Origin of the sequence: Streptomyces sp. NPDC059679, assembly GCF_042734105.1 — a bacterium.
In the GTDB taxonomy this organism is placed as follows: domain Bacteria; phylum Actinomycetota; class Actinomycetes; order Streptomycetales; family Streptomycetaceae; genus Streptomyces.
This window is the reverse complement of record NZ_JBHWES010000027.1, coordinates 18,755-40,203: the sequence shown is the minus strand read 5'-3', so window position 1 is coordinate 40,203 and position 21,449 is coordinate 18,755. Positions and strand designations below refer to the sequence as shown.

Below are 21,449 nucleotides of genomic sequence, written 5' to 3'. Positions count from 1 at the left end.
GTGGCCGCAGACCGTCAGCGCAGGGCGTCCGCGACCTCGCGGGCCGCGTCCACTACGCGCGGACCGACCCGTTCCGGCACCGCGTCGCAGAGCATCACCACCCCCACGCTGCCCTCGATCCCGGTCACCCCGACCAGGGGCGCGGCCGCGCCGCTCGCGCCCGCTTCCAGTTCGCCGTGGGTGAGGACGTAGCCGGGGTCGCCGCCCCGGCCCGAGCGGGCGGACAGGATGGCGCGGCCCGCGGCGCCGCGGTCCAGGGAGTGGCGGAAGCCGGCCCGGTAGGCGACGTGGTAGTCGGTCCAGGTCGGTTCGACGACCGCGACCGCCAGCGCCTCGGCGCCGTCGACCAGGGTGAGGTGCGCGGTGGCGCCGATGTCGTCGGCGAGGGCGCGCAGCGCGGGCAGCGCCGCCTCGCGCAGCAGCGGATGGACCTGGCGGCCGAGCTGCAGCACGCCGAGCCCGACCCGCGCACGGCCGCCGATGTCGCGGCGTACGAGGGAGTGCTGTTCGAGCGTGGCCAGCAGGCGGTACACCACGGTGCGGTTGACGCCGAGCTTGTTGGACAGCTCGGTCACGGTCAGCCCGTGATCGGTGTCGGCGAGCAGTTTGAGGACGCGCAGTCCTCGGTCGAGCGTCTGGGAGGTCTCCGCGGTCACGACGCCCCCTCCTCCGTATGAGTGGCGGCTCTTGGCAGAGGGCGCCGCCGGTCCCGACGACGGCGCGCCAGAGGCCGCCGGTCGTGGTCGCACGCACCGGCTGCGCTCCGCGGCGGCGCTGCCACGGGGCGTGTGCGTTGGCCGGAACGGTAGCGAGCTGGTCCGCTGAGCGAAAGAGTTTGTCCAGAATCCGAGCGGAGCTGCCCTGTAGAGGGTCGCATGTACGCCGGGATGATGGGCTTTCGCCCCGATTCCATGACGGGCACATATACAAGGCGGAAGGGCTTACGGGGAAGCCCTTCCGCGGACTTACAGCGCCGTGGGCGCCGCGTACGGGCGTCACGGCGCACAGCGCCGTGGGCGCCCGTACGGCGTACGGCGTCGGCGCGGCCGGGCAGTCACGGCGTACGGCGTCGGCGCGGGCGGCGCGCCTACAGCGTCGGCACGGGCGACGCCACGGCGTACGCCGTCACCGCATCCGCGTCGCCCACTCCCGCACCTTCTTGATCCGCTCCCGGATCTGCCCCGCCGTCGCCTCCGCGCTCGGCGGCCCGCCGCACACCCGGCGCAGTTCGGTGTGGATCACCCCGTGCGGCTTGCCGCTCTGGTGGACGTACGCCCCCACCAAGGAGTTGAGCTCCTTACGCAGCTCGAGTAGTTCCTTGTGGGTGACCACCGGCCGCCGCTCCGCCGGGAGTTCCAGCAGGTCAGCCTCGGTGTCCGGCTTCTTGCGGCTGTGCGCGATCTGCCGTGCCTGCCGCCGCTGGAGCAGCAGCTGCACCTGGTCGGGCTCCAGGAGCCCGGGGATGCCGAGGTAGTCCTGTTCCTCCTCGCTGCCCGGGTGCGCCTGCATGCCGAATTCGGCGCCGTCGTAGAGCACCCGGTCGAAGACCGCGTCCGACTCCAGCGCCTCGAAGGGCAGCATGTCCTGCTCGCCGGTGTCCTCGTCCTGCTGCTTCTCGGCCTCTTGGAGAAGCTTCTCCTCCTCGGCGTACGGGTCCTCCTCCTCGCCCTCCTTCTTGGGCTTGTCGAGGACGTGGTCCCGTTCGACCTCCATCTCGTTCGCGAAGCCGAGCAGCATGGGGATGGTGGGCAGGAAGACGGAGGCGGTCTCGCCGCGCCGCCGGGACCGTACGAAACGGCCGACGGCCTGCGCGAAGAACAGCGGGGTGGAGATCGTGGTCGCGTAGACGCCGACGGCCAGGCGCGGCACGTCCACGCCTTCCGACACCATGCGGACCGCGACCATCCAGCGGTCTTCGGAGTGGCTGAAGTCCTCGATGCGCTGTGAGGCCCCGGAGTCGTCGGACAGCACGATGGTGGCTTTGCTGCCGGTGATCTCGCGGATCAGCTTGGCGTACGCGCGCGCCGAGTCCTGGTCGGTCGCGATCACGAGCGCGCCCGCGTCCGGGATGGACTTGCGGACCTCGGTGAGCCGCTGGTCGGCGGCGCGCAGCACGTTCGGCATCCAGTCGCCGCGCGGGTCGAGCGCGGTGCGCCATGCCTGCGAGACGGCGTCCTTGGTCATCGGCTCGCCGAGCCGCGCTTCGAGTTCGTCGCCGGCCTTGGTCCGCCAGCGCATGTTGCCGCTGTAGGAGAGGAAGATGACCGGCCGGACGACGCCGTCGTTCAGGGCGCTGCCGTATCCGTACGTGTAGTCGGCCGCCGAGCGCCGGATGCCGTCGTTCCCCTCCTCGTAGGCGACGAAGGGGATGGGGTTGGTGTCGGACCTGAAGGGGGTGCCGGTCAGCGCGAGCCGGCGGGTGGCCGGCTCGAACGCCTCCAGGCATGCCTCGCCCCAGGACTTGGAGTCGCCGGCGTGGTGGATCTCGTCGAGGATGACCAGCGTCTTGCGCTGCTCGCAGCGGTTGCGGTGCAGCATCGGCCGCACGCCGACGCCCGCGTAGGTGACGGCGACACCGTGGTAATCCCGCCCGAGGGGTCCGGCGCTGTACTCGGGGTCCAGCTTGATGCCTATCCGGGCCGCGGCCTCCGCCCACTGCTTCTTCAGATGCTCGGTCGGTGCGACGACCGTCACCTGTTGCACGACGTGGTGGTGCAGCAACCAGGAGGCGAGCGTCAGCGCGAAGGTTGTCTTGCCGGCGCCGGGTGTGGCGACCGCGAGGAAGTCGCGGGGCTGCTCCTGTACGTACTTCTCCATCGCGCCCTGCTGCCAGGCGCGCAGCTTGCTCGCGGTACCCCAAGGGGCCCGCCCGGGGAAGGCGGGCGAGAGGTGATGGCTGGTGGTGGAGGAGGCGGTAGTAGTCACGGTCTCCGTCGGGCTGATCGGCGAGGGGGTTCGAGGACCGCGTCAGCCTACCGGTGCCATCCTTCACGCTTGGGGGCTACGCCCCGGGTCCACCCGGAGGTGGGATTCAGCTCACACTGGCCCCACGAACCGGGACAGCCCCTCCGCGACTCGGTACTACAGCCTCTCCGCCACGGGCCGCAGCCGCGTCGTCAGCACCGCCCCCATCAGCGCCACCGCCGCCATCGCCACGTACACCGCCGCGAACGCCCCCGCGTGCCCCGTCCCCGTCCCCGCCGTGGCCCCCTCCCCCACATGGCCCGCGGCCACCGAGCCGCCGCCGAAGCCCACGAACAGCACTCCGCTCAGCCCCACCAGCGTGATGTTGCCGAGCGCGTCGGAGACCTGGAGGGAGGCGGAGTTGCTGCCCGCCTCCTTGGGGCCGGAGAGCTTGAGGAGCAGCACGCTGCCGCTGGAGATGACCAGCCCCATCCCGTAGCCGCCGATCACCCACGCCACGGCGACCAGCCACGCCGGTACGGAGTCGACGAGCGCCAGCGGGACCATGCCGATGGACAGCGCCATCAGCAGCATGCCCGCCGCCATCAGCCGCTCGCGGTAGGGCTCCAGGCGCGGGCGGCTCTGGGTGTACGAGCCGAGCGCCCAGGTCAGTCCGCCGCCGGTGAGCGAGAACCCGGCCGCGGTGGCCGACAGGCCGCGCTCGGTGACGAGCATCAGCGGTACGAAGCTCTCCGCGCCGAGGAAGGAGCCCGCCGCGACGCCGCGCAGCAGCACCACGGACGGCAGGCCGCGGGCGGCCCGGAAGGTGCCCGGGGGCAGCAGCCGCAGGACGCAGGGGACGAGCAGCGCGAGGCCCGCCGCGGCGGGGATCAGGGAGATCCAGGCCAGGTCCTGGCCCGCGTACTGCAGCAGGCCCGCGCCGGACGCGACGGCGAGTGCGAGGAGGATGCGGCGGCGGTTCATGGCCGGGGAGGGCTCGCCCCGGTCCACCTTGCGCAGGGCGGGGAGCATCACCGCGAGCGGCAGCAGTATCAGCACCGGGATGGACAGGAAGACCCAGCGCCATCCGGCCTGTTCGGTGACCGTCCCCGCGACCAGCGGTCCGACGATCACCGGCAGCACCCAGGCGGCGGAGAAGGAGGCCAGCACGGCGGGTTGCAGCCGCTGTGGATAGGCGCGGCCGACCAGTACGTACAGCGCGACGATCACCAGCCCGCCGCCGATCCCCTGCACCGCGCGCCCGCCCACGAACGTCCACATGTCCTGCGCCGAGCCGGAGACCACAAGACCGGCCCCGAAGGCCGCGATCCCGGCGAACAGCGGCGCGAGCGGCCCCCGGCGGTCGCACCACTCGCCCGACAGCGCCATCGCGAACAGGCTCGCGGTGAAGTACGCGGAGAAGGCGTACGCGTACAGCTCGACCCCGTCGAGGGCGCGGGCCGCGACCGGCATCGCCGTGTTGACCGCGCTCGCCTCGAAGGCGATGAGGGAGACGACGGACACGATGCCGAGGGTGAGGGCGCGGTAGCGCCGCGCGAGTACGGAGCCGCCGCCGTCTTCGGCTTCGGCTACGTGTTCGGCGTTGGCTGTGTCTTCGGCTTCGGCTGGTGCGGCGGGACTGTCCGCGACGTCGGTGTCGCGCGGGTCGATTGCGGTCATCACGCCAGCGTAAGAGGCGTTTCCGGGGGACACACCTGGCGCGGGGCGGATATGGCCTCGGCCCTCGGTCCTAGGCTCGGCAACCAGCCACGATCGGCGTCCGAACGGCGTCACAGATTGGAAACCGCTCACCCAGGATTCGGTAAGCGACATCGGTTCGCCATGCTCACACCCATAGACTTTCGGCCAGGTCGCCACACCGCCTTGTCTGCGACGTTCGGCCCCAGCCTCACTCCATGCCTGGTCGTGGACGACCAGGCCCGCACCACGGGGGAATCGTGCCTTCCATCCGCCCAGCCATCCGCCCATTTTTCGCCACCGCCGTGCTTGTCACCGCAGCGCTCACCCTCACCGCCTGCAGCGGTGGCAGCAGCGGCAAGTCGCACTCCTCGAGAAGCCACGCCGCGAAGAAGGCCAACAAGAAGAAGTACGGCAAGAAGATCAAGAACGGGGGCGGGAACGGCAACGGCGGCTGCTCGACGACCGCCAACGGCCGCAAGGTCATCTGGGTCAACAACGTCGAAGGCGCGATGAACAACATCATCGCCAAGAACGCCAAGCGGCAGTGCACCACGAGCTCGCACCAGGGCAAGGCGTACCGGGCGGTCGGGGCGCTGCACACCTACTCCGTCGCCTCGGGCGGCGCCAAGGTGACGATCATCAGCAAGAAGGACTCCACACAGCGGGCCCTGACCGCCCAGAACGGCGGCATCGCGCACATCAAGACGTGTGCGGACCCGACAGGCAAGCAGTACGACGGCGGGCAGTCGAAGGTGGACGCCAGCGACTGCTGGGGCCGGAACTTCTACGAAATCACGGTCGACGGCAACGGCAAGATCACGGAGATGACCGAGATCTACGCGTCGTAATACGCGTCGTAAGGCGCATGGGGCGACGGGGCCCGGAGCGGCCGCCGGGCCCCACACCGTCCTTCGGGCGACGTTACGTCGTGAGCAGCACCCCGCCGTAGCCGACGCCCGCGACCACCACCCACGCACACAGCCCGAGCGCCGCCACGCGCCCGCCCGTACGGGCCAGCGAGGGCAGGTGCACCGCGCTGCCGAGGCCGAAGAGGGCGGCGGCGAGCAGCAGCTCCTGGGCGGTCGCGGCGGTGTCGAGCGCGGCGGACGGCAGCCGGTCCGTACTGCGCACGGCGACCATCGCCAGGAAGCCGAGGACGAACAGCGGCACGAGGGGTGGCCGCCGGGTCGCGGGGGCGGTACGTCCGGCCTCCTCGCCGAGACCGAGCTGGGCCGACCGGGCCCGCTCGGCCCCCCGCGCCCGCCGGGCCCGTACGGAGATGGCGACCGCCGCGACGAGCGGCGCCAGCAGCGCCACCCGCATCAGCTTAACGAGCACCGCCTCGCCCAGCGCCGACGGCCCGGCCGTCTGCGCGGCGGCCACGACCTGCCCCACATCGTGCACGCTCGCCCCGACCCACCGGCCGAACCGCGCGTCGCTGAGCCCCAGCGGGTGCTGGAGCAGCGGCAGTACGGCGATGGCGAGCGTCCCGCACAGCGTCACCAGGGCCACGGACGTCGCGACGTCGCGCTCATCGCTGTCCGACACCTCGCTGACCGCGCCGATCGCGGACGCGCCGCAGATCGCGTAGCCGGTGGCGACCAGCAGCGGCTGGTCGCCGCGCAGACCCATCCGGCGGCCGAGCCACCACGTGCCGAAGAACGTGGCCGCGACCACGCCGCACACCATCGCCACGCTCGCCCAGCCGAGGCCCAGCACATCGTCCAGGCTGAGCTTGAGCCCGAGCAGCACCACGCCCAGGCGCATCAGCCGCTTCCCCGCGAACGACAGCCCGGCCCGGCCACCGCCCCGTACGACCCCGCGCGTGCCCGGCAGATGCGCGGCGAGGATGCCCAGCACGACGGCAACGGTCAGCATCGGCACGCCAGGCACCGCCAGGTGCACCGCCCAGGCCCCCGCCACGCCAAGCCCGCCGAGCCCCAACCCGGGCAAGAGGACGCGGATCCGCGCCGCGCGGCGGGACGCCGGAGGCGCCACGGCCTCGGGTGCGCAAGGCGCGGACGCTGTGCCGTGCGGTCCCGTGCCCGCGTCGGGCGCGCCCGACGGCCGCGTCGGAGTGCCGGGCGCGGGGTACTCAGGCGCCGCGCCGCCCGCCGCAGGACACACAGTCGCCCCGGGCCCCGCGGCCGCGCCGCGCACGCCCGGCGAGCCGCCGACGTCCGGCACGCCGTCGGCACCCGGCGAGCCGCCGCGCGCATCCGTCAGCGCCATGGACCGGCCCACCCGCATCGGCCTCGGCCAGACATAACAGCCATTCCGGTGCGGCGCCACGCGCTCACAGGTCCTCACTCTCCGGCACGGCGTACACGCGCCGGACGCTGCTGCCCAGCCGGGCGACATCCGCGCCGTAGACGTGGATGGAGATCGCCATGCCCGCACCCGCGTTCCACACCCTGTGGATATCTCCCGGCGGCGCGAACCCGGCCACCGAGCCGAGCGGGTTGGTCACCTCCGCCACCGCGACCAGGCGGGAGGTGGTGCCGTCGGGGACGAGGTCGTAGCGGCGCTCGCGTTCCTGGCCCTCGTGGACGCCGGCCACGCACCACGAGACGTGGTCGTGGATGGCGGTGCGCTGGCCGGGCAGCCAGACGAGGGCGACGACGGAGAAGCTGCCGTCGGGTTCGGCGTGCAGGAGGTGCTGGCGGTAGCTCGCGGCGTCGCCCTGCCGTTGGGCCGCCGTGAGCAGGTCGGGCGCGCCGAGGTGGGGGGCGAGGCGGTCGGCGACCAGCTGGGCGGTCAGGTCCGGTGCCAGGCCACGCCCGACGGCCTCGCGCACCTCGTCGACGAACGTGCTGATACGCGCGGTCCGGCGCAAGGCGGACGACGCGGGGGCAGACAGCGCGGAGGCAGGCGACGCAGGGACAGGCGACGCGGGGACAGGCGGCGCGGAGGCGGTCGGAGTGGTCATGGCCGCAGGGTCCTGCCGCCGGAACCATCACGTCCAACGACGGTTTCTTCGCGAACCTCAACAGCTGCTTATGGGTCAGCAGCCGACCCGGTTCGCCGCCACCGCCTTCAGCTCCTCCAGCACCATCTCCGTCGCCGGCACCCGCAGATGTTCCCGCAGCACATACGCCGAGACATGGCGGCGCGAGGCGGGCTCCAGGGCGCGGCCGGTGACCTTCTGGTGGCAGAGGAAGGACAGGACGAGCCCGGGCATCATCGCCACGCCGAGCCCCGCCGCGACCATGCTCTGGATGACCAGGTTGTCGTCCGTCGTAAAGGCGATATCGGGGGCGAAGCCCTGCTCCGCGCACTCGTGCAGAAAGTTGGCGCGGCAGCGCAGACACCCCGCTATCCAGCGCTCCCCGCTCAGCTCCGTGAGCTTGACGGCCCGCCGCCGGGCCAGCGGGTGGCCGGTGGGCAGCAGCACGGTCAGCTGGTCTTCGAGCAGGGGGATCTCGACCAGTTCGGCGGGGGCCTGCTCGCGCAGGCCGGGATAGGTGAAGGCGAGCGTGATGTCGCATTCGCCGCGCACCACCCGGCCCAGCGACTCGGGCGGCTCGCCTTCGAGCAGTTCCACCCGTACGCCCGGGTGGGCGGCGGCGAGGCGGGCCATGGCCTCGGGGATGAGGGTGGCGTTGGCGCTGGGGAAGCCGCAGAGGCGTACGTGGCCGGCGCGCAGCCGGGTGATGGCGTTGAGCTGCTGCCGGGCGGCGGAGATGGAGTCGAGGATGACGTCCGCGTGGCGGGCCAGGGTCTCCCCTGCCTCGGTGAGCCGCATGCCACGGCCGACGCGGACGAAGAGCGGGCTGCCGACCTCTCGTTCCAGCGCCTTCATCTGCTGCGTGATCGCCGGTTGCGTATAGCCGAGGGAGCGGGCCGCGGCGGAGTACGAGCCGACGCGGACCACCTCGTGGAACGTCTTGATGTGCCGGGAGTCGAACACCCTCGAATCATAAGCGCAACTTGGGGTTCGGGCACATCTCCCCTCCCTCGCTTTTGGATCACCCACGAAACCCGCCTACGCAAGTACGCCTTGACAAATCCAAACTGTCAAGGCGTACTTGCCTCATGACGATTCCCGATCTTGACGACCTCATCGCGGAAGTCGACCGGACCTGCGCCACCGCCCACCGCCCGGGTGGACAGGAGCAGCCCGACTGGCTGGCCCTCCTGACCACCGCGGCCGACCTGGCCGGCCGGCTGCAGGCCCTCGCCGACGACCTGGTCGAGGACTATGTCGAGCACTGCCGGATGCACGGCTGCTCATGGACGGACATCGGTACGGCCCTCGGCGTGACCCGGCAGGCCGTGCAGCAGCGCTTCCACGCGCCCCATAAGCGCTACGGCCCCGAGACGATGAGCGAAGAACTCCGCCAGGCCATGACGCACGTCAAACGGGCCGCGGTGCAGCACCGCAACAACTACATCGGGACCGAGCACCTGCTCTGGGGCCTCACCGCCGAGGACAACAGCGCCACCCGCCTCCTGAGCGCCGCCGGCGCATCGCCCGAGACCCTGCACAGGGCCGTCGGCGACCGGCTGAGCATGGGAGCGTCACAGGCGGCCGAACGAATCGCCTGGACCCCCTACTCCCGCAAGGCCATCGCCCTCGCGGAGGAACTGGCGGAGGAGCGGTCGGAGGAGCGGTCGGAGGAGGCGGGCTCGGCTCACATCGACTGCGACCATCTGCTCCTGGGGCTCGCCCGGATCGGCCGCGGGGTGGCCGCGACGGTGCTCGACGAGGCGGGCCTGAGCGCGGAAACCCTCAGCGCAGCGGCCAATCCCGCCGAGAGCCAGGCGACTTACGCACCGTAGAACTCACGCCCCGCCGCCGCGATCCGCTCGACGCGGCGGCGCCCGGCGCCGCGTAAGCCACGCGACGGGCCGACGCCGCGTGACGGGCGCCGTATGCCCGCCGTAATCAGGCAAGCTGGCCCCATGCCCCACTACACCTCGTACGACGGCGCCGAACTCGCCTACCGCCTCCTTGAGTCCCGTACCGGCGGCGGCGCCGCCCGGCCGCCGCTCGTCTGCCTGGCCGGCGGGCCGGGGCGGAACGCCGCGTATCTGGGCGACCTCGGCGGGCTCGACGCCGAGCGCACCCTGGTCATCCCCGACAGCCGGGGCACCGGCGACTCCCCGCCGGCCGCCGAACCGAGCGGCTACGCCTTCCCCAGCCTCGCCGAAGACCTCGAAGCGCTCCGCGGCCACCTCGGACTCGAACGGTTCGCGCTGCTCGCCCACGACGCGGGCGCCGCGACGGCTCAGGCGTACGCCGCCGCCCACCCCGAGCGGCTGACGCACCTGATCCTGGTCTGCCCCGGCGCGCGGATGCAGGGCGAACTCCCCCAGGACGCCCGCGAGATCTTCGAGGCCCGCGCCACCGAGCCATGGTGGCCCGACGCCTCGGCCGCGGTCCAGCTGCTGCCCGACACCACGGACCTGGCCGAGGTGCGCAAACTGCTGCTCCAGGCCGCCCCCATGGCGTACGGCCGCTGGGACGAACCCCAGCGCGCACACGCCGCGAGCGAGGGCGAACAACTGGGCCCGGTGCCGCGCGCGGGCTTCTGGCAGGGCGTGGACGAGGCGGCGCGGCGGGCGGTGCTGGTGCGGCTGCGGGAGGTGCGGTGCCCGGTGCTGGTGGTGACCGGGGACCGGGACGCGGTGACCGGTATGCGCGCCGGTGAGCTGGTCGCGGAGTCCTTTCCCCACGGGCGGGTGCGGCCGCTGCACGGCGTGGGGCACTACCCGTGGGTCGACGAGCCGGAGCTCTTCCGCCCGGTGGTCGAGGAGTTCCTGACCCACACCTGAACCCGGCCCCCGGCCCAACACGAACGCCCAACACGAACACGCATCATGAACGCCGTATGTCAGTCGCATGGCAGCGCCCGCCGGGCCGTTGTGCCCCTCCTGCCCCGTCCCTATCGTCGAAGGCACGAGAGCACGACATCGGCCGTGTGCCCGAGTGGTTGAGGGGCTCGCCTGCAAAGCGAGTTACGTGGGTTCGATTCCCGCCACGGCCTCCATGAACATGAGCACAGACATGGTGGAGATCCCCGCCGGGGAGATCGTCCTGCGGGACGAGGGCACGCGGACCGACTGGCAGGTGAAGGTCGCGTCCTTCCGGCTGGCGCCGTACCCCGTGACCCGCGAGCTGTACGGCGCCGTACGGGGCGAGGCGCCCGCGGGCGGGGCGGCGGGGGCGCGGACGCCGGTGACCGAGGTCTCCTGGCGGGACGCGATCCGGTTCTGCAATCTGCTGTCGGAGGCGAGCGGGCTCACGCCCTGCTACTCGCTGGGCAGCGAGCAGGACGAGCAGGACCCCGACGCGCGGGACGTGGACTGCGACTGGACGGCCGACGGCTATCGGCTTCCCTCCGAGGCGGAGTGGGAGTACGCGTGCCGGGCCGGGGACTCCGGTGTGCGCTATGGCGAACTCGACGAGATCGCCTGGTATCGCGGGAACTCCGGCGACCGGGTGCACGAGGTCGCGGCCAAGGCGCCGAACGCCTGGGGTCTCCACGACATGATCGGCAACGTATGGGAGTGGTGCTGGGATCTCTACGACCCCGGCGTCTACGGCCCGTACCGGGTCTTCCGCGGCGGAGGCGCGTACGACCCGCCTCGGGGGTGCCGGGCGTCGTGCCGCCGCAAGAGCCATCCGACCCTGCGCATCGACGACCTCGGCTTCCGGCTGGCCCGGTCGCTGACACTGTGATGTCGCGGAGGTAGCTGCCTGATCGCTTTTTGGTCACGGTGCGAACCTTTGTGCTGGTCGTGACATCTACACCGCGTGTATAGACGTAAAAGCATATCGACGGACCGGAAGCGCAAGGCCAAGCCGATAGCCGGGCTTCTGACCGCCGCCTCCCTCGCGCTCGCCCTCAGTGGCTGCGGCGGCGCCTCGTACGACGCGACCGCGCCGAGCAGCGCCCGCGAGCGCGCCTCGGCTGACGGGAAGGAGGTCAAGGCGGGGGCCGTCGACTGTTCGAAGGCCAAGTGCGTCGCCCTCACCTTCGACGCCGGGCCCAGCGAGAACACGCCCCGCCTGCTGGACATCCTGAAGAAGGAGAACGCGCACGCGACCTTCTTCATGCTCGGCAAGAACCATGTCCTCAAGCACCCCGACATGGTGCGCCGCATCGCGGCGGAGGGCCATGAACTGGCCAACCACACCTGGACGCACAAGATCCTGACCAAGTCCGACGACGACGAGGTGCGCGACGAGATCACCCGCACCCAGGACGCCGTCGCCAAGATCACCGGCTCCAAGCAGCCCCTCCTGATGCGTCCGCCGCAGGGCCGCACCGATGACCGGGTCACCAAGATCTGCCGCGAGCTCGGCATCGCGCAGGTGTTGTGGAGCGTGACCGCGAAGGACTACCAGACGACCGACTCCGCGCTCATCACCAAGCGGGTGCTCGACCAGGTGGACCGCGACGGCATCATCCTGCTGCACGACATCTACAAGGGCACCGTGCCCGCCGTTCCCGGGATCCTCGAAGGGCTCAAGAAGCGCGGCTACACGGTCGTCACCGTCTCCCAGCTGATGGCCCCCGGGAAGCCCGAGGCCGGCAAGGTCTACAAGCCCTGAGCTCCGTTCTCGTTCCCGTGCTCGTCCCCCGCGCGCAGCGCCAGGGACTCCGGGGCGAGCAGGTGGACGCAGCCCCGCTCGACGCGGATCAGCCCGTCGCGCCGGAGCCGGGCCAGTGCCCGGTTGACGGTCACCCTCGTCACGCCGAGGGTGTCCGCCAGCTCCTGTTGCGTACCCGGGATCCGTACGGACACAACTCCCGGGGCCGAGGCGGCGGCCTGCGCCAGTAGCCAGCCGGCCAGCCGGGCCTCGGCCGGGAGGGTGGCGGTTTCGGTGAGCCGTTGCTGCTGCGCGCGTGCCTGGCGGGCGAGCACGGCGAACACATGGGCCCGGACGGCGGCCGTGTCGTCGACGAGCCCGAGGAACCTGTCGCGCCGCACACTGCGCACCGCGCAGCACGTCAGGGCGGTGAACGTGGCGGTATGCCCCCGGCCGTCGAGCAGCGCGACCTTGTCCAACGCGCACGGGCCGTCCCACTGCCCGTACCGGACCACGCGTCCGCCGCCGGTCGTGCCCGTCGCCGCGACCCGGCCGCGCAGCAGCACCAGGAGGTGGTCGGCCGGGGCGCCCGCCGACCTGAGCACGCTGCCGACGGGGTGGCCGCGCGGCACGGACGCGGCCCACAGCTCCCGCAGCCGCGCCTCGGGCAGCGACGCGAACAGCGGCACGGCGCCCAGCGCGCGCCACGTCAACGGCTCGGGCTCGTCCCCGGCCATGGCCATGGCCACCTCCCTCGACGTCACTGATCGGACCGGACGGCGATCGTGCAGAGCCGCTTCGTCGCCCGGGTGAGCGCGACGTACAGGTCCCGCTCGCCACCGGAGCGTGCCGCGATGATCTCCTCCGGGTCCACGACGACGACCTCGTCGAACTCCAGACCGCGCGCCTCGGATACCGGTACGAGCCGCGCCTGCCGCGCGATCCCCGCGGACGTCAGCTCGTCCAGCCTGGTGTCCGCGCAGATCACCCCGAGCAGTTCACCGGGGTGCGCCGCGACCTGGGCCCGGAGCTCCTGCTCGACGGTGGCGGCCAGCGTGTGCGGGGGCGCGGTGCGGGTACGGGGCACCTCGCCGCGGCGGATCGAGCGGCTCAGGGTCTGACCGGGGGCGATACGTGCGAGCAGATCCCGGGTGGTGGCCAGGATCTCCTGCGTGGTGCGGTAACTGACGGTCAGGGTGTGCAGGTTGAACCGCGAGCCGACATGGGGGTTCAGGGCCTGCTGCCAGTCGTGTGCGGTCGACGCCGGGCCCGCTTGGGCGAAGTCGCCCACCAGGGTCATCGACCTGGCCGGGCAGCGGCGCACGACCATCCGCCACTGCATGGCGGTCAGCTCCTGCGCCTCGTCGACGACGACGTGTCCGTACGTCCGCTCCGGCGGGCCGTCGAGCAGGCTCGCCGCCTCGTCCAACAGCGGCACATCCGCGTCGGTCCACGCGTCGGACCGCGCGTCGCTCGGCACGTCGGTCCAGGCGTCGGTCCGCCGCTGGCCCTCGGTGTGCGGAGTGCGCAGCAGCCGGGACCGTTCCTCATCGGTCAGCCGCGGCAGATGCTCGGCGAGTGCGTCGGGATCCGTCAGGAGGGCCCGTACGAGGTCGTCGGGCGCGAGCCGTGGCCACAGCGCTTCCACGGCACCGTCGAAGTGGGCGTCGTCCAGGAGGTTCGCCCGGACGGCCCGCGCGTCGAACTCATCGGCCGGCCCCTCGGCCGGTCCGTCGTCGAGGCCGAGCCGGCGCAGGTCGGCCGCCGCGGCCCGGTCGAGGTCGAGGCCGGTGCTCTGCGCGACCTCGGCGTCGATGCGCTCCAGGGTCTCGGCCGTGCCACGTTCCAGCGCGTGTGTGACGGCGTCGGCCAACAGCTCCTTGAACACCTGGCGCGCCCGGTTGTGTCCCACGTCGGCTGCCACGGCCGCGTCGCGTGCCCTGGCGACATCCCCGTCCTCCAGGCGGATCCATTCCTGTCCCACGCGCACGGCGAAGTCACCGCCCGGCGCCTGCCTGGCGCGGACCAGGCCCGCCAGGGCGTCGGCCAGCGCGGTGCTGCCCTTCAGGCGGGCCGTGTCGATCGGCTCCACGGCCTCCGGAACGACCCCTGCCCTTGCGAGCTCCTGGCAGGTCGCCAGGACGACATCGTTCTCCCCGAGCGAGGGCAGGACCTGGGAGATGTAGTCCAGGAACCGCGTGTTGGGACCGAGCACCAGGACCCCGCGCTCGGCGGCGCGCGGAAACGCGTACAGCACATAGGCCGCCCGGTGCAGCGCCACCACCGTCTTGCCGGTGCCGGGGCCGCCCTGCACCACCGTCACCCCCCGGTGCGGGGACCGGACGACGTCGTCCTGCTCCGCCTGCAGCGTCGCGACCGCCGCCCGCATCCGTCCCGTACGCCGCGCCTGCAGCGCCTCCGCCAGCGGGCCGTCGCCGACGATGTCGTCGGCAGTGGGGGCGGAGCCGTCCAGCAGCTCATCGCTCACCGCCGCCACCGCACGCCCCTCCAGCCGCAGATGACGGCGGCGCCGCAGGCTCATCGGATGGATCGGGGTCGCCTCGTAGAAGGGGCGCGCCGCGTCCGCGCGCCAGTCCACGAGCAGCGGCAGATCGTCCTCGTCCGTGTGCAGGCCGAGACGTCCGATGCGCAGGGCCATGCCGTCCACACCGTCGATCCGGCCGAAGACCAGCCCCTCCTCGGCCCCTTCCAGCCTGCGCACCTCCCTCGCCAGCCGCCCGGCGGCGACCTCGCGCTCGTACACCTCGCCCGCGCTGTCGCTCCGCCCGGCCGATGCCTTCAGCACATCGGCCAACTGCGTCCGCGCCTCGGCAATCCGCTCGCTGATCAGTCCGTACAGGGCGGACACATGGGTCTGCTCCAACTCGACCTGGCACCGCGCGGCGGTATCGGTGACCTGCGACAACACATGGCTCCTCTCGGGAATTCAGCCGCACCACTATGCGGCTGAATTCCCGAGAAAGTAAGTCTTGACTTACTTGGGCGGATCGGCCCTCAAAAGCTACCGACCCGGGACGTCGCTCAGGGCGCGGTGCGGGTGAAATGGAATGGGCAGGTGGCGCCGCCCAGGCCGATGGTGGTGGCACGGTCGAAGCGGAACCCGTGCCTTTCCGGGTCGATCGCCTCGATCCAGTTCCCGTCGAACGCGCACATGACGGGGGTCAGCTCCGCGGCGGAATTCGCCGTGAGCACGTCGTGGTAAAAGCAGCGGTGAATGTCCAGCAGATATCGCTGATCGTCGTCGGCGGGGCGCTGAAAGGTGAAGGTCTTGCCGAAGGCGTACTCCTCACGGGCCTTCGACACGTCCACCATCGCCCGGAACGGATCCGGCGCGCCGTCCAGCATGGCCCGGGTGCTCGCGTACACCGCCTCGCCGAGCGGTTCGACCAGCGCGTCCCGTACGGCGCGGGTGGCGGCGTCGCGGCCCAGCCGCGGGAGCAGCTTCTCGTACGCCGCGACCACCGCGAGGGTGATACGGAGGTTGTAGCGCGAGGCCTCGTCGACGACCATATGCGCGTTCGCCGCTTCCAGCTCCGCGTGCCGCTCACGCATCGCGGAGACTAGTTCGCCGGGAAGCGCCTGCTTTTGCAGCGTGGCGGAGATGTGATCGAAGAAACCGGCGATCAGCAGCGCTGTGTCGTGTTCGGGATCGGGAACGTAGTCGCCGTCGGCCATTTCGAACTGGTCGGTGGTCACGAATAGCCCTTTCGGGACGGGCTCAGTCCCGAGAACGACCTGACAACGCGCAGGGCGGAGCCGGGCCGTGCTCGCGACGAGCGAGCACGCCGACGCGCTCCACCGACCTACCTGGCGTCGACGAACCTCATGGATTCTGTCGCCGGGATCGTCGCACAGGCGCGGGCGGAGTGTCGAACGACGCGTCATTCACCTCTCGTCAGGCCCCGTGTATCAGCTGATACAGCCCGCCCGCCCGCGCCGACGATACGTTCCGCCGGACACCGAACAACACCGAGAAGGGACGGCCCCATGCTGGTCGCAGAACTCGCCTTCACCCCCGCCCCCGAACGCCTGGCCGCCCGCCCCGCCCACCGCGAACGCCTCGCCGCCCTGCGCGAGGCGGGCGAACTGGTGGCGGCCGGGCCGTGGGCGGACGACACGGGCGCGCTCCTCGTCTTTGACGTGGAGCGGGAGCGCCTGGACGGGATCCTGGAGGCGGATCCGTACTACGGCGTGGCGGGGGTCGAGGTGGTACGGGTGCGGGAGTGGACGCCGGTGGTCGGGCCGTAGAGCCGCCGGGCGGGGGTTCAGGGCCTGGGCGATTCAGGCCCCGGCGATGACCGTGGTCACGACCTTGCGGACGGCGTCGGCCTCGGGAGGGGTGCCCTTCCGGTCGGCGAACAGCAGATGTGCGGCCCCGATCAGCATCGGGGCGAGCGTGTCGAGGTCCGCGTCCGCCGCGATACGCCCCAGGTCGCGCTCGGCGGCGAGGTAGCCGGCGACCATGGCCGCCGCCTCGGTCAGCACCGGGAGCCCGGTCGTCGGCCTGGTCTCGCGCAGCCGGGCGCGCAGGTCGTCGCGGGAGATGACGAGGCCGACGACGGCCACGGCGACCGACTCGAACAGCTCCGTCAGCGCACGGGTGAGGTTGTCGGCGACGGAGCCGGTCCCGGCGGACTCGCGCAGGGCGGCGGCCTGGTGGTCGAGCCGGGCGATGCGGTCGAGCACGAGCTCGGCGAGGAAGGCGTCGAAGTCGGCGAAGTGCCGGTGCAGGACCCCCTTGGCGCAGCCCGCCTCCGTGGTGACCGCCCGGCTGGTCAGCGCGCTGGGCCCGTCCCGCAGCAGTACGCGCTCGGCGGCGCCGAACAGCTGCTCGCGCGCATCGCGCAGGGCCACCCCGGTCGGCATGGACCGCACCTCCTTCTCGCCTCCGGGGGACTGTACCCGGTTGACGAGTGGGCAACCGCCCACTCATAGTGGGCGCATGCCCACTAACGAATCCGAGCAAGCCCCTCATGCGCAACGCGAGCCCCATCACGCCCGCGAGATGGCGGAGTCGTTCGGCTCCGACGCCGAACGCTACGACCGGGCCCGACCCCGCTACCCCGACGCCATGGTGGAAGCGATCACCGCCGCGATCGCCACTGCGACCCCCAGGCCCGACGTCCTCGACGTCGGCGTCGGGACCGGCATCGCGGCCCGGCAGTTCCAAGCGGCCGGCTGCACGGTGCTGGGCGTCGACGTGGACGCCCGTATGGCCGAGTTCGCCCGCCGCGGCGGCGGGCTCCACGGCGGCGGGCTCGAGGTCGAGGTGGCGGCCTTCGAGTCCTGGGACCCGGCCGGCCGGACCTTCGACGCGGTCATCGCCGCTCAGACCTGGCACTGGATCGACCCGGTCGCCGGAGCGGTCAAGGCGGCCGAGGCGCTGCGGCCCGGCGGCCGACTGGCCGTGTTCTGGAACGTGTTCCAGCCCTCCCCCGACATCGCGGAAGCCTTCGCCGAGGTCTACCGCCGGGTCCTGCCCGACTCGCCCCGCAACCCCTGGGCGAAGCCCGCGCTCGACCCCTACTCGACGCTCTTCACCAGGGCGGTCGACGGGATACGGCAAACAGGCGCGTTCGGCGAACCGGAGCAGCGGCGGTTCGACTGGGAGCGCGGCTACACCCGGGAGGAGTGGCTGGATCAGCTCCGTACCGGCGGCGACGCGGGCCAGATGCCACCGGCCGAGCTGGCGGAACTGCTGACGGGCACCGGGGCCGCGATCGACGCGATGGGAGGCGGCTTCACGATGCGGTACGCCGCGGTGGTGGTCACCGCGGCGCGCACCGGGTCCGCCTGACCCGGCGACTTGGGCATACGACGCCTGAGTTTGCGGTGAGTTTGGGACACGGACACGGACACGCCGACGCCACGGCGTGTCCGTGTCCCAAACTCACCGCAAAGTGACCGGCCTTCGGCTCAGTCGTCGCCACTGCGGCTCGGGCCGCGGTCCCGGCGGCCGGCCCGGCGCGCCAACTCGCCCGCCGCCAGCGTCGTGGTGGCCGCCGCGCGCACCCAGCGCGGACCGCCCCGCGCCGCCCACACGACGCAGACGCACCCTCCGACGGCGAGCACGACGATGCCGGACAAAACGAGCACGGTCATGTCCTTGCCCCTCCCTCTCCTGCGGTCCGCGCAATCCTCCCATCTGTCGGGCGGGGCATTGTCAGCCCGAGACGTGGCCGCTTTGACGGCCCGTCGCGTTTCGAGTGCTGTGCGGCCCCATGGCTGGAACCATGGGCATCATGGATACGGTCAGCAACTCGGAGATCCTCGCGAAGATCGCGGGCGAGCTCGACGACTGGCGCAAGCTCGCTCAGCCTCTCGCTGCCCGCTACCGCGCCACGGATGCCGTGGCCGGGGCCGCGTTTGTGGCAGCGGTCGCGCGGGCGGCAGCCGCCGCCGGCTACGACGTACCGGAGATCCGGCTGGGGCACGGAGTCGTCGACGTGACCCTGTTCAGCGTCGACGAGACCGGTGGCCGGTGGGTTACCGCCAAGGACCTCGAACTGGCCGGTGTCATCACCGGGCTTGCCCGCGAGCTCGACCTCATTGCCGTTCCCGGCGAGGTGACACAGCTTGAGCTTGCCCTCGACACCGCTGACGATTCGGCGGCAGGCCCCTTCTGGGCGGCGTTGCTGACGGGAAACGCCGCCCACACCGTGTCCGACACGGTCTTCGACCCGATGAACCGCGTCCCCAGCGTGTGGTTTCAGCGGACCGGCACGCACCAGACCCCACGCCAACGCTGGCACATGGATCTGTGGCTGGCTCCCGAGGTCGCGGGTGAGCGCATTTCGGCTGCCGTCGCCGCAGGCGGGACGTTGATCGACGATTCCGGGGCCCCGTCGTTCACCGTGCTCGCAGATCCAGAGGGCAACAAGGTCTGTATCTGCACCGCCCTGGGACGCGATGAGAACTCCTGACGAAATCAGCGCTCACCGCAGCGCTCAGCGGGGTTGATCTCCGGTGCCGTCGCCGAGCGTGATGCGGATGCCCACCGTGCCCTCCCGGCCACGGCGCAGCACGCTCCCCCACACGGTGAGCCGCCCGGTCAGGCCGTACTTGCGGCGCAGGAGCCCGCGATAGCGCTCGACGTCGGCCCCGCACAGGACCTCGGCACGGCCGGGGATGTCGTCGCCGCGTCGGTTGCCGCGCAGATCACACGGCGCGACCAGGACATCGCCCCGATTGCGGATGCGCTTGACCTTGCCGGAGTCGGCCCGCGTCCACACACCCAAGGTGTCGCCGTCACGGACAACCCACACCGGGGTCGGCACGGTACGCCCGTCCCTGCGATAGGTGGTGACCAGCACGTACTTGCTCGCGCCCAGCCGGGCGAGTTCAGCGTCAGGAGAGGCCACGGCCTCACCTTAGCTGTCCACTCAGCTGTCCGCCTCGGGCGCTGCCCGGCCGATGTGCTCACCAGCGTTGCCAGTGCTGGACCTCCTCGCGCGGGATGCGGGGCGCGGGCTCGAAGTCGGTGCCGATGGTGAAGGCCTCGACGTCGGCGTCGCGGCGGTTCGACTGGGAGGGCACCTACACCCGGGACGAGTGGCTGGACCAGCTCCGCACCGGCGGCGACGCAAGCCAGTCCCTGCCGTGCCCCCTCGGCGGGCGGACCTCACGCCGCCTGCCTCACCGACATCACCGCCCACGGCGAGAGGTCCACATCGATCTCGAGCACGCCATTGTCGGGCACAGTCAGCGTGAAAGTGCGGAGTGCGTCGGCGACAGCCCTCAAGTAACTGCTGTCGGCCCGAGACAAATTGAGGGGAGATCCGAGCTGGTGCCAAGCTTCGGCGACGTTCCCGTGCTCCCAGTCCATGATCTCGACGAGGAACGTGGTCCCCGGCTTGAGTTCACCGATCGAGTGGCGGATCCTTCGGTTCGGCCCCATCTCGGCCAGCGCGCGCGTCGCTGGATACGAGTTCGCCGAGCCGACAGCCCTCATGGCCATCTCATCGGGGTAGTTGAAGAACAGCGCTGACACAGCCGATGTCTGGCTGTCCCGGGTCACGACGCCGTCGGACGTCGCGAGGAGCAGTCGGTCACCCAGCCGTCGGAGCATGGTGAACGCGTGGAATGTCGGTTTGTGAATTCCGGCCTCGTTCACTAGGCCGAACCCGCCGTGAAACGGCCCGAGCCCGGCTCCTCCCTCCTCGAACACGTCCGTGAAGGTCCAGTAGGCGATCGAGTCGGCGAGGGTGGCACATTTCAGGTACGCCCGCGTGATGTACGTCGCCGCGAACAGTGTGTCATGGATGAAGTCGCGGGCAGACGGCGAGGTCGACCACTCCGTGATATGGATCTCCGCATCCGGATAGGCACTGTTCGCCACAAGATCGCGGAGGAGGACCAGGTCGTCGAACGTCGCATCGACGTATCGGGAGATGTGGACCGCCTGGCCGTCGGCGCCGTACGCAAAATCGGTCGGGTACAGGTGAGTCGAGATGAAGTCGATCGGAAGTTGGCGCTTCGCGCACCAGTCGATGAAGTCTTCGATCCATACCGGGCGCCAGTCGAGGGCGTCCACGTCGGACGCGATGGCCGTTTCGTGCGTCGCCGAACGGTCCTCGACTTCGCCCTTGTAGCGGTCGTCGGGCACGAAGACGCTCGTTGCGGGCCCGCCCACCTTCAATTCGGGATCGATATTCTTGATCGCCGTCACAGTATGTTCGTAGAGTTCGAAGTACTCCGTCTTCGTTCCTGTCCAAAAGTGCGGAACGAGGTTGGGTTCATTCCACACCTCGAATCGCCATTCGCGCACCTCCGCGAGACCGTACCGGTCGATCCAGTGTTCGACCGAACGCGTCACCAGCTCGACCCAGCGCGCCATGTCCTTGGGTGGGCTGCAGTGAGCACCCCACCAGAACACCGTCTCGTGTACCGTCGCCAACTCGCGTGGCATGAATCCCAGCTCGACGAAGGGACGGGCGCCGGACTCCAGGATGAAGTCGAACACCTTGTCGACGTAGCTGAAGGTGTACATCGGGGAGGCCAGGGGCGTGTTCGGGCCGAACCCGTGACCATAGGTCTCCCGGTACACGAACATGTCGTCGTGAAAGATGCCGTGGAAGCGGATGTAACGGAATCCGCAGGCATCGACAGCCTCGCCGAACTGCTGTTGCCAGTCCGCGCGCAATGCCTCATTCGCTCGTCCGGCGCCGACGCACTCTGCCCAGATGTGCGGCAGCGCGCTCTCGTCGCGCAGGTCGCCGTCGATCCGGAACCGAGGTTCGCTCAGAGCATCGTTTGTCATGGTCTCATTTCTTCGCAGAGTCGT

21 protein-coding genes and 1 tRNA gene are annotated in these 21,449 nt (G+C 71.2%); 9 read left to right on the top strand and 13 right to left on the bottom strand.

The annotated features are described in order from the left end of the window. Window positions 1-14: 14 nt before the first annotated feature. The 3 genes from ACFV2X_RS26995 to ACFV2X_RS26985 all read right to left on the bottom strand — a co-directional run bounded on the left by ACFV2X_RS26995 (window position 15) and on the right by ACFV2X_RS26985 (window position 4,584). On the bottom strand, window positions 15-656 hold the full coding sequence (locus ACFV2X_RS26995) for an IclR family transcriptional regulator (RefSeq protein WP_089512356.1): 642 nt from the start codon (window positions 654-656) through the stop codon (window positions 15-17). 469 nt (window positions 657-1,125) lie between these two features. Further along, entirely contained in the window at window positions 1,126-2,925 is a 1,800-nt protein-coding gene (locus ACFV2X_RS26990) for a DEAD/DEAH box helicase (RefSeq protein ID WP_385621031.1), read from the bottom strand. Between the two features lie 156 nt (window positions 2,926-3,081). After that, complete coding sequence (locus ACFV2X_RS26985; RefSeq protein WP_385621029.1) at window positions 3,082-4,584, bottom strand: MFS transporter; 1,503 nt, start codon at window positions 4,582-4,584, stop codon at window positions 3,082-3,084. Between the two features lie 323 nt (window positions 4,585-4,907). Between ACFV2X_RS26985 and ACFV2X_RS26980 the strand changes: the two genes are divergently transcribed. Continuing rightward, window positions 4,908-5,453: a hypothetical protein gene (locus ACFV2X_RS26980; protein ID WP_385621027.1), complete on the top strand. Its 546-nt coding sequence runs from the start codon at window positions 4,908-4,910 to the stop codon at window positions 5,451-5,453. A 73-nt stretch (window positions 5,454-5,526) separates the two neighbouring features. On the opposite strand, the gene ACFV2X_RS26975 is transcribed toward ACFV2X_RS26980, so the two are convergent. The 3 genes from ACFV2X_RS26975 to ACFV2X_RS26965 form a co-directional block, all read right to left on the bottom strand. Continuing rightward, window positions 5,527-6,837, bottom strand: coding sequence for a putative sulfate exporter family transporter (locus ACFV2X_RS26975; RefSeq protein WP_385621025.1), 1,311 nt, complete (start codon window positions 6,835-6,837; stop codon window positions 5,527-5,529). Window positions 6,838-6,901: 64 nt separating this feature from the next. Then, on the bottom strand, window positions 6,902-7,534 hold the full coding sequence (locus ACFV2X_RS26970; protein ID WP_385621022.1) for a cysteine dioxygenase: 633 nt from the start codon (window positions 7,532-7,534) through the stop codon (window positions 6,902-6,904). Window positions 7,535-7,609: 75 nt separating this feature from the next. Then, on the bottom strand, window positions 7,610-8,515 hold the full coding sequence (locus ACFV2X_RS26965) for a LysR family transcriptional regulator (protein ID WP_385621019.1): 906 nt from the start codon (window positions 8,513-8,515) through the stop codon (window positions 7,610-7,612). Window positions 8,516-8,640: 125 nt separating this feature from the next. Between ACFV2X_RS26965 and ACFV2X_RS26960 the strand changes: the two genes are divergently transcribed. The 5 genes from ACFV2X_RS26960 to ACFV2X_RS26940 all read left to right on the top strand — a co-directional run bounded on the left by ACFV2X_RS26960 (window position 8,641) and on the right by ACFV2X_RS26940 (window position 12,166). After that, the gene (locus ACFV2X_RS26960) at window positions 8,641-9,387 is read left to right on the top strand and encodes a Clp protease N-terminal domain-containing protein (RefSeq protein ID WP_385621017.1); all 747 of its coding nucleotides are present in this window, start codon (window positions 8,641-8,643) and stop codon (window positions 9,385-9,387) included. Window positions 9,388-9,510: 123 nt separating this feature from the next. Further along, entirely contained in the window at window positions 9,511-10,383 is an 873-nt protein-coding gene (locus ACFV2X_RS26955; protein WP_385621015.1) for an alpha/beta fold hydrolase, read from the top strand. A 140-nt stretch (window positions 10,384-10,523) separates the two neighbouring features. Beyond that, window positions 10,524-10,598: transfer RNA gene (locus tag ACFV2X_RS26950), tRNA-Cys, on the top strand. A gap of 5 nt (window positions 10,599-10,603) precedes the next feature. Then, window positions 10,604-11,290: a formylglycine-generating enzyme family protein gene (locus ACFV2X_RS26945; RefSeq protein WP_385621013.1), complete on the top strand. Its 687-nt coding sequence runs from the start codon at window positions 10,604-10,606 to the stop codon at window positions 11,288-11,290. Window positions 11,291-11,365: 75 nt separating this feature from the next. Continuing rightward, the gene (locus ACFV2X_RS26940; protein ID WP_385621011.1) at window positions 11,366-12,166 is read left to right on the top strand and encodes a polysaccharide deacetylase family protein; all 801 of its coding nucleotides are present in this window, start codon (window positions 11,366-11,368) and stop codon (window positions 12,164-12,166) included. Here ACFV2X_RS26940 and ACFV2X_RS26935 read toward each other — a convergent pair. From ACFV2X_RS26935 to ACFV2X_RS26925, 3 genes are all read right to left on the bottom strand, one after another. Then, complete coding sequence (locus tag ACFV2X_RS26935; RefSeq protein WP_385621009.1) at window positions 12,154-12,888, bottom strand: Crp/Fnr family transcriptional regulator; 735 nt, start codon at window positions 12,886-12,888, stop codon at window positions 12,154-12,156. The genes ACFV2X_RS26940 and ACFV2X_RS26935 overlap by 13 nt on opposite strands. A 17-nt stretch (window positions 12,889-12,905) precedes the next feature. Continuing rightward, entirely contained in the window at window positions 12,906-15,071 is a 2,166-nt protein-coding gene (locus ACFV2X_RS26930) for a HelD family protein (RefSeq protein ID WP_385621007.1), read from the bottom strand. 116 nt (window positions 15,072-15,187) lie between these two features. Beyond that, window positions 15,188-15,862, bottom strand: coding sequence for an L-2-amino-thiazoline-4-carboxylic acid hydrolase (locus ACFV2X_RS26925; protein WP_385621005.1), 675 nt, complete (start codon window positions 15,860-15,862; stop codon window positions 15,188-15,190). A gap of 291 nt (window positions 15,863-16,153) precedes the next feature. Here ACFV2X_RS26925 and ACFV2X_RS26920 point away from each other — a divergent pair, with 291 nt between their 5' ends. Continuing rightward, window positions 16,154-16,414, top strand: coding sequence for a YciI family protein (locus tag ACFV2X_RS26920; RefSeq protein ID WP_385621003.1), 261 nt, complete (start codon window positions 16,154-16,156; stop codon window positions 16,412-16,414). Window positions 16,415-16,447: 33 nt separating this feature from the next. Here ACFV2X_RS26920 and ACFV2X_RS26915 read toward each other — a convergent pair whose 3' ends face one another. Further along, window positions 16,448-17,032: a TetR/AcrR family transcriptional regulator gene (locus ACFV2X_RS26915; protein WP_385621001.1), complete on the bottom strand. Its 585-nt coding sequence runs from the start codon at window positions 17,030-17,032 to the stop codon at window positions 16,448-16,450. A 76-nt stretch (window positions 17,033-17,108) separates the two neighbouring features. Here ACFV2X_RS26915 and ACFV2X_RS26910 point away from each other — a divergent pair, with 76 nt between their 5' ends. After that, window positions 17,109-17,963, top strand: coding sequence for a class I SAM-dependent methyltransferase (locus ACFV2X_RS26910; protein ID WP_385620998.1), 855 nt, complete (start codon window positions 17,109-17,111; stop codon window positions 17,961-17,963). Window positions 17,964-18,082: 119 nt separating this feature from the next. Here the strand turns inward: ACFV2X_RS26910 and ACFV2X_RS26905 are convergent, their stop codons facing one another. Further along, the gene (locus ACFV2X_RS26905) at window positions 18,083-18,268 is read right to left on the bottom strand and encodes a hypothetical protein (protein WP_385620996.1); all 186 of its coding nucleotides are present in this window, start codon (window positions 18,266-18,268) and stop codon (window positions 18,083-18,085) included. A gap of 140 nt (window positions 18,269-18,408) precedes the next feature. Here ACFV2X_RS26905 and ACFV2X_RS26900 point away from each other — a divergent pair, with 140 nt between their 5' ends. Further along, window positions 18,409-19,089 carry a VOC family protein gene (locus ACFV2X_RS26900; RefSeq protein WP_385620994.1) on the top strand — a complete coding sequence of 227 codons (681 nt, stop codon included), beginning with the start codon at window positions 18,409-18,411 and terminating at the stop codon, window positions 19,087-19,089. A gap of 24 nt (window positions 19,090-19,113) precedes the next feature. Here ACFV2X_RS26900 and ACFV2X_RS26895 read toward each other — a convergent pair whose 3' ends face one another. Next, window positions 19,114-19,527, bottom strand: a complete 414-nt coding sequence (locus ACFV2X_RS26895; protein ID WP_385620991.1) for a PPOX class F420-dependent oxidoreductase — start codon at window positions 19,525-19,527, stop codon at window positions 19,114-19,116. Between the two features lie 260 nt (window positions 19,528-19,787). Further along, entirely contained in the window at window positions 19,788-21,425 is a 1,638-nt protein-coding gene (locus ACFV2X_RS26890) for a beta-xylosidase (protein WP_385620988.1), read from the bottom strand. Window positions 21,426-21,449 lie beyond the last annotated feature (24 nt).

Bases quoted from the DNA above. Each gene is read 5' to 3' on its own strand.
- ACFV2X_RS26955 (WP_385621015.1), top strand. From the start codon at position 9,511: ATGCCCCACTACACCTCGTACGACGGCGCCGAACTCGCCTACCGCCTC.
- ACFV2X_RS26975 (WP_385621025.1), bottom strand. From the start codon at position 6,837: ATGGCGCTGACGGATGCGCGCGGCGGCTCGCCGGGTGCCGACGGCGTG.
- ACFV2X_RS26985 (WP_385621029.1), bottom strand. From the start codon at position 4,584: ATGACCGCAATCGACCCGCGCGACACCGACGTCGCGGACAGTCCCGCC.
- ACFV2X_RS26910 (WP_385620998.1), top strand. From the start codon at position 17,109: ATGCCCACTAACGAATCCGAGCAAGCCCCTCATGCGCAACGCGAGCCC.
- ACFV2X_RS26920 (WP_385621003.1), top strand. From the start codon at position 16,154: ATGCTGGTCGCAGAACTCGCCTTCACCCCCGCCCCCGAACGCCTGGCC.
- ACFV2X_RS26890 (WP_385620988.1), bottom strand. From the start codon at position 21,425: ATGACAAACGATGCTCTGAGCGAACCTCGGTTCCGGATCGACGGCGAC.
- ACFV2X_RS26960 (WP_385621017.1), top strand. From the start codon at position 8,641: ATGACGATTCCCGATCTTGACGACCTCATCGCGGAAGTCGACCGGACC.
- ACFV2X_RS26915 (WP_385621001.1), bottom strand. From the start codon at position 17,032: ATGCCGACCGGGGTGGCCCTGCGCGATGCGCGCGAGCAGCTGTTCGGC.
- ACFV2X_RS26945 (WP_385621013.1), top strand. From the start codon at position 10,604: ATGAGCACAGACATGGTGGAGATCCCCGCCGGGGAGATCGTCCTGCGG.
- ACFV2X_RS26935 (WP_385621009.1), bottom strand. From the start codon at position 12,888: ATGGCCATGGCCGGGGACGAGCCCGAGCCGTTGACGTGGCGCGCGCTG.
- ACFV2X_RS26970 (WP_385621022.1), bottom strand. From the start codon at position 7,534: ATGACCACTCCGACCGCCTCCGCGCCGCCTGTCCCCGCGTCGCCTGTC.
- ACFV2X_RS26905 (WP_385620996.1), bottom strand. From the start codon at position 18,268: ATGACCGTGCTCGTTTTGTCCGGCATCGTCGTGCTCGCCGTCGGAGGG.
- ACFV2X_RS26900 (WP_385620994.1), top strand. From the start codon at position 18,409: ATGGATACGGTCAGCAACTCGGAGATCCTCGCGAAGATCGCGGGCGAG.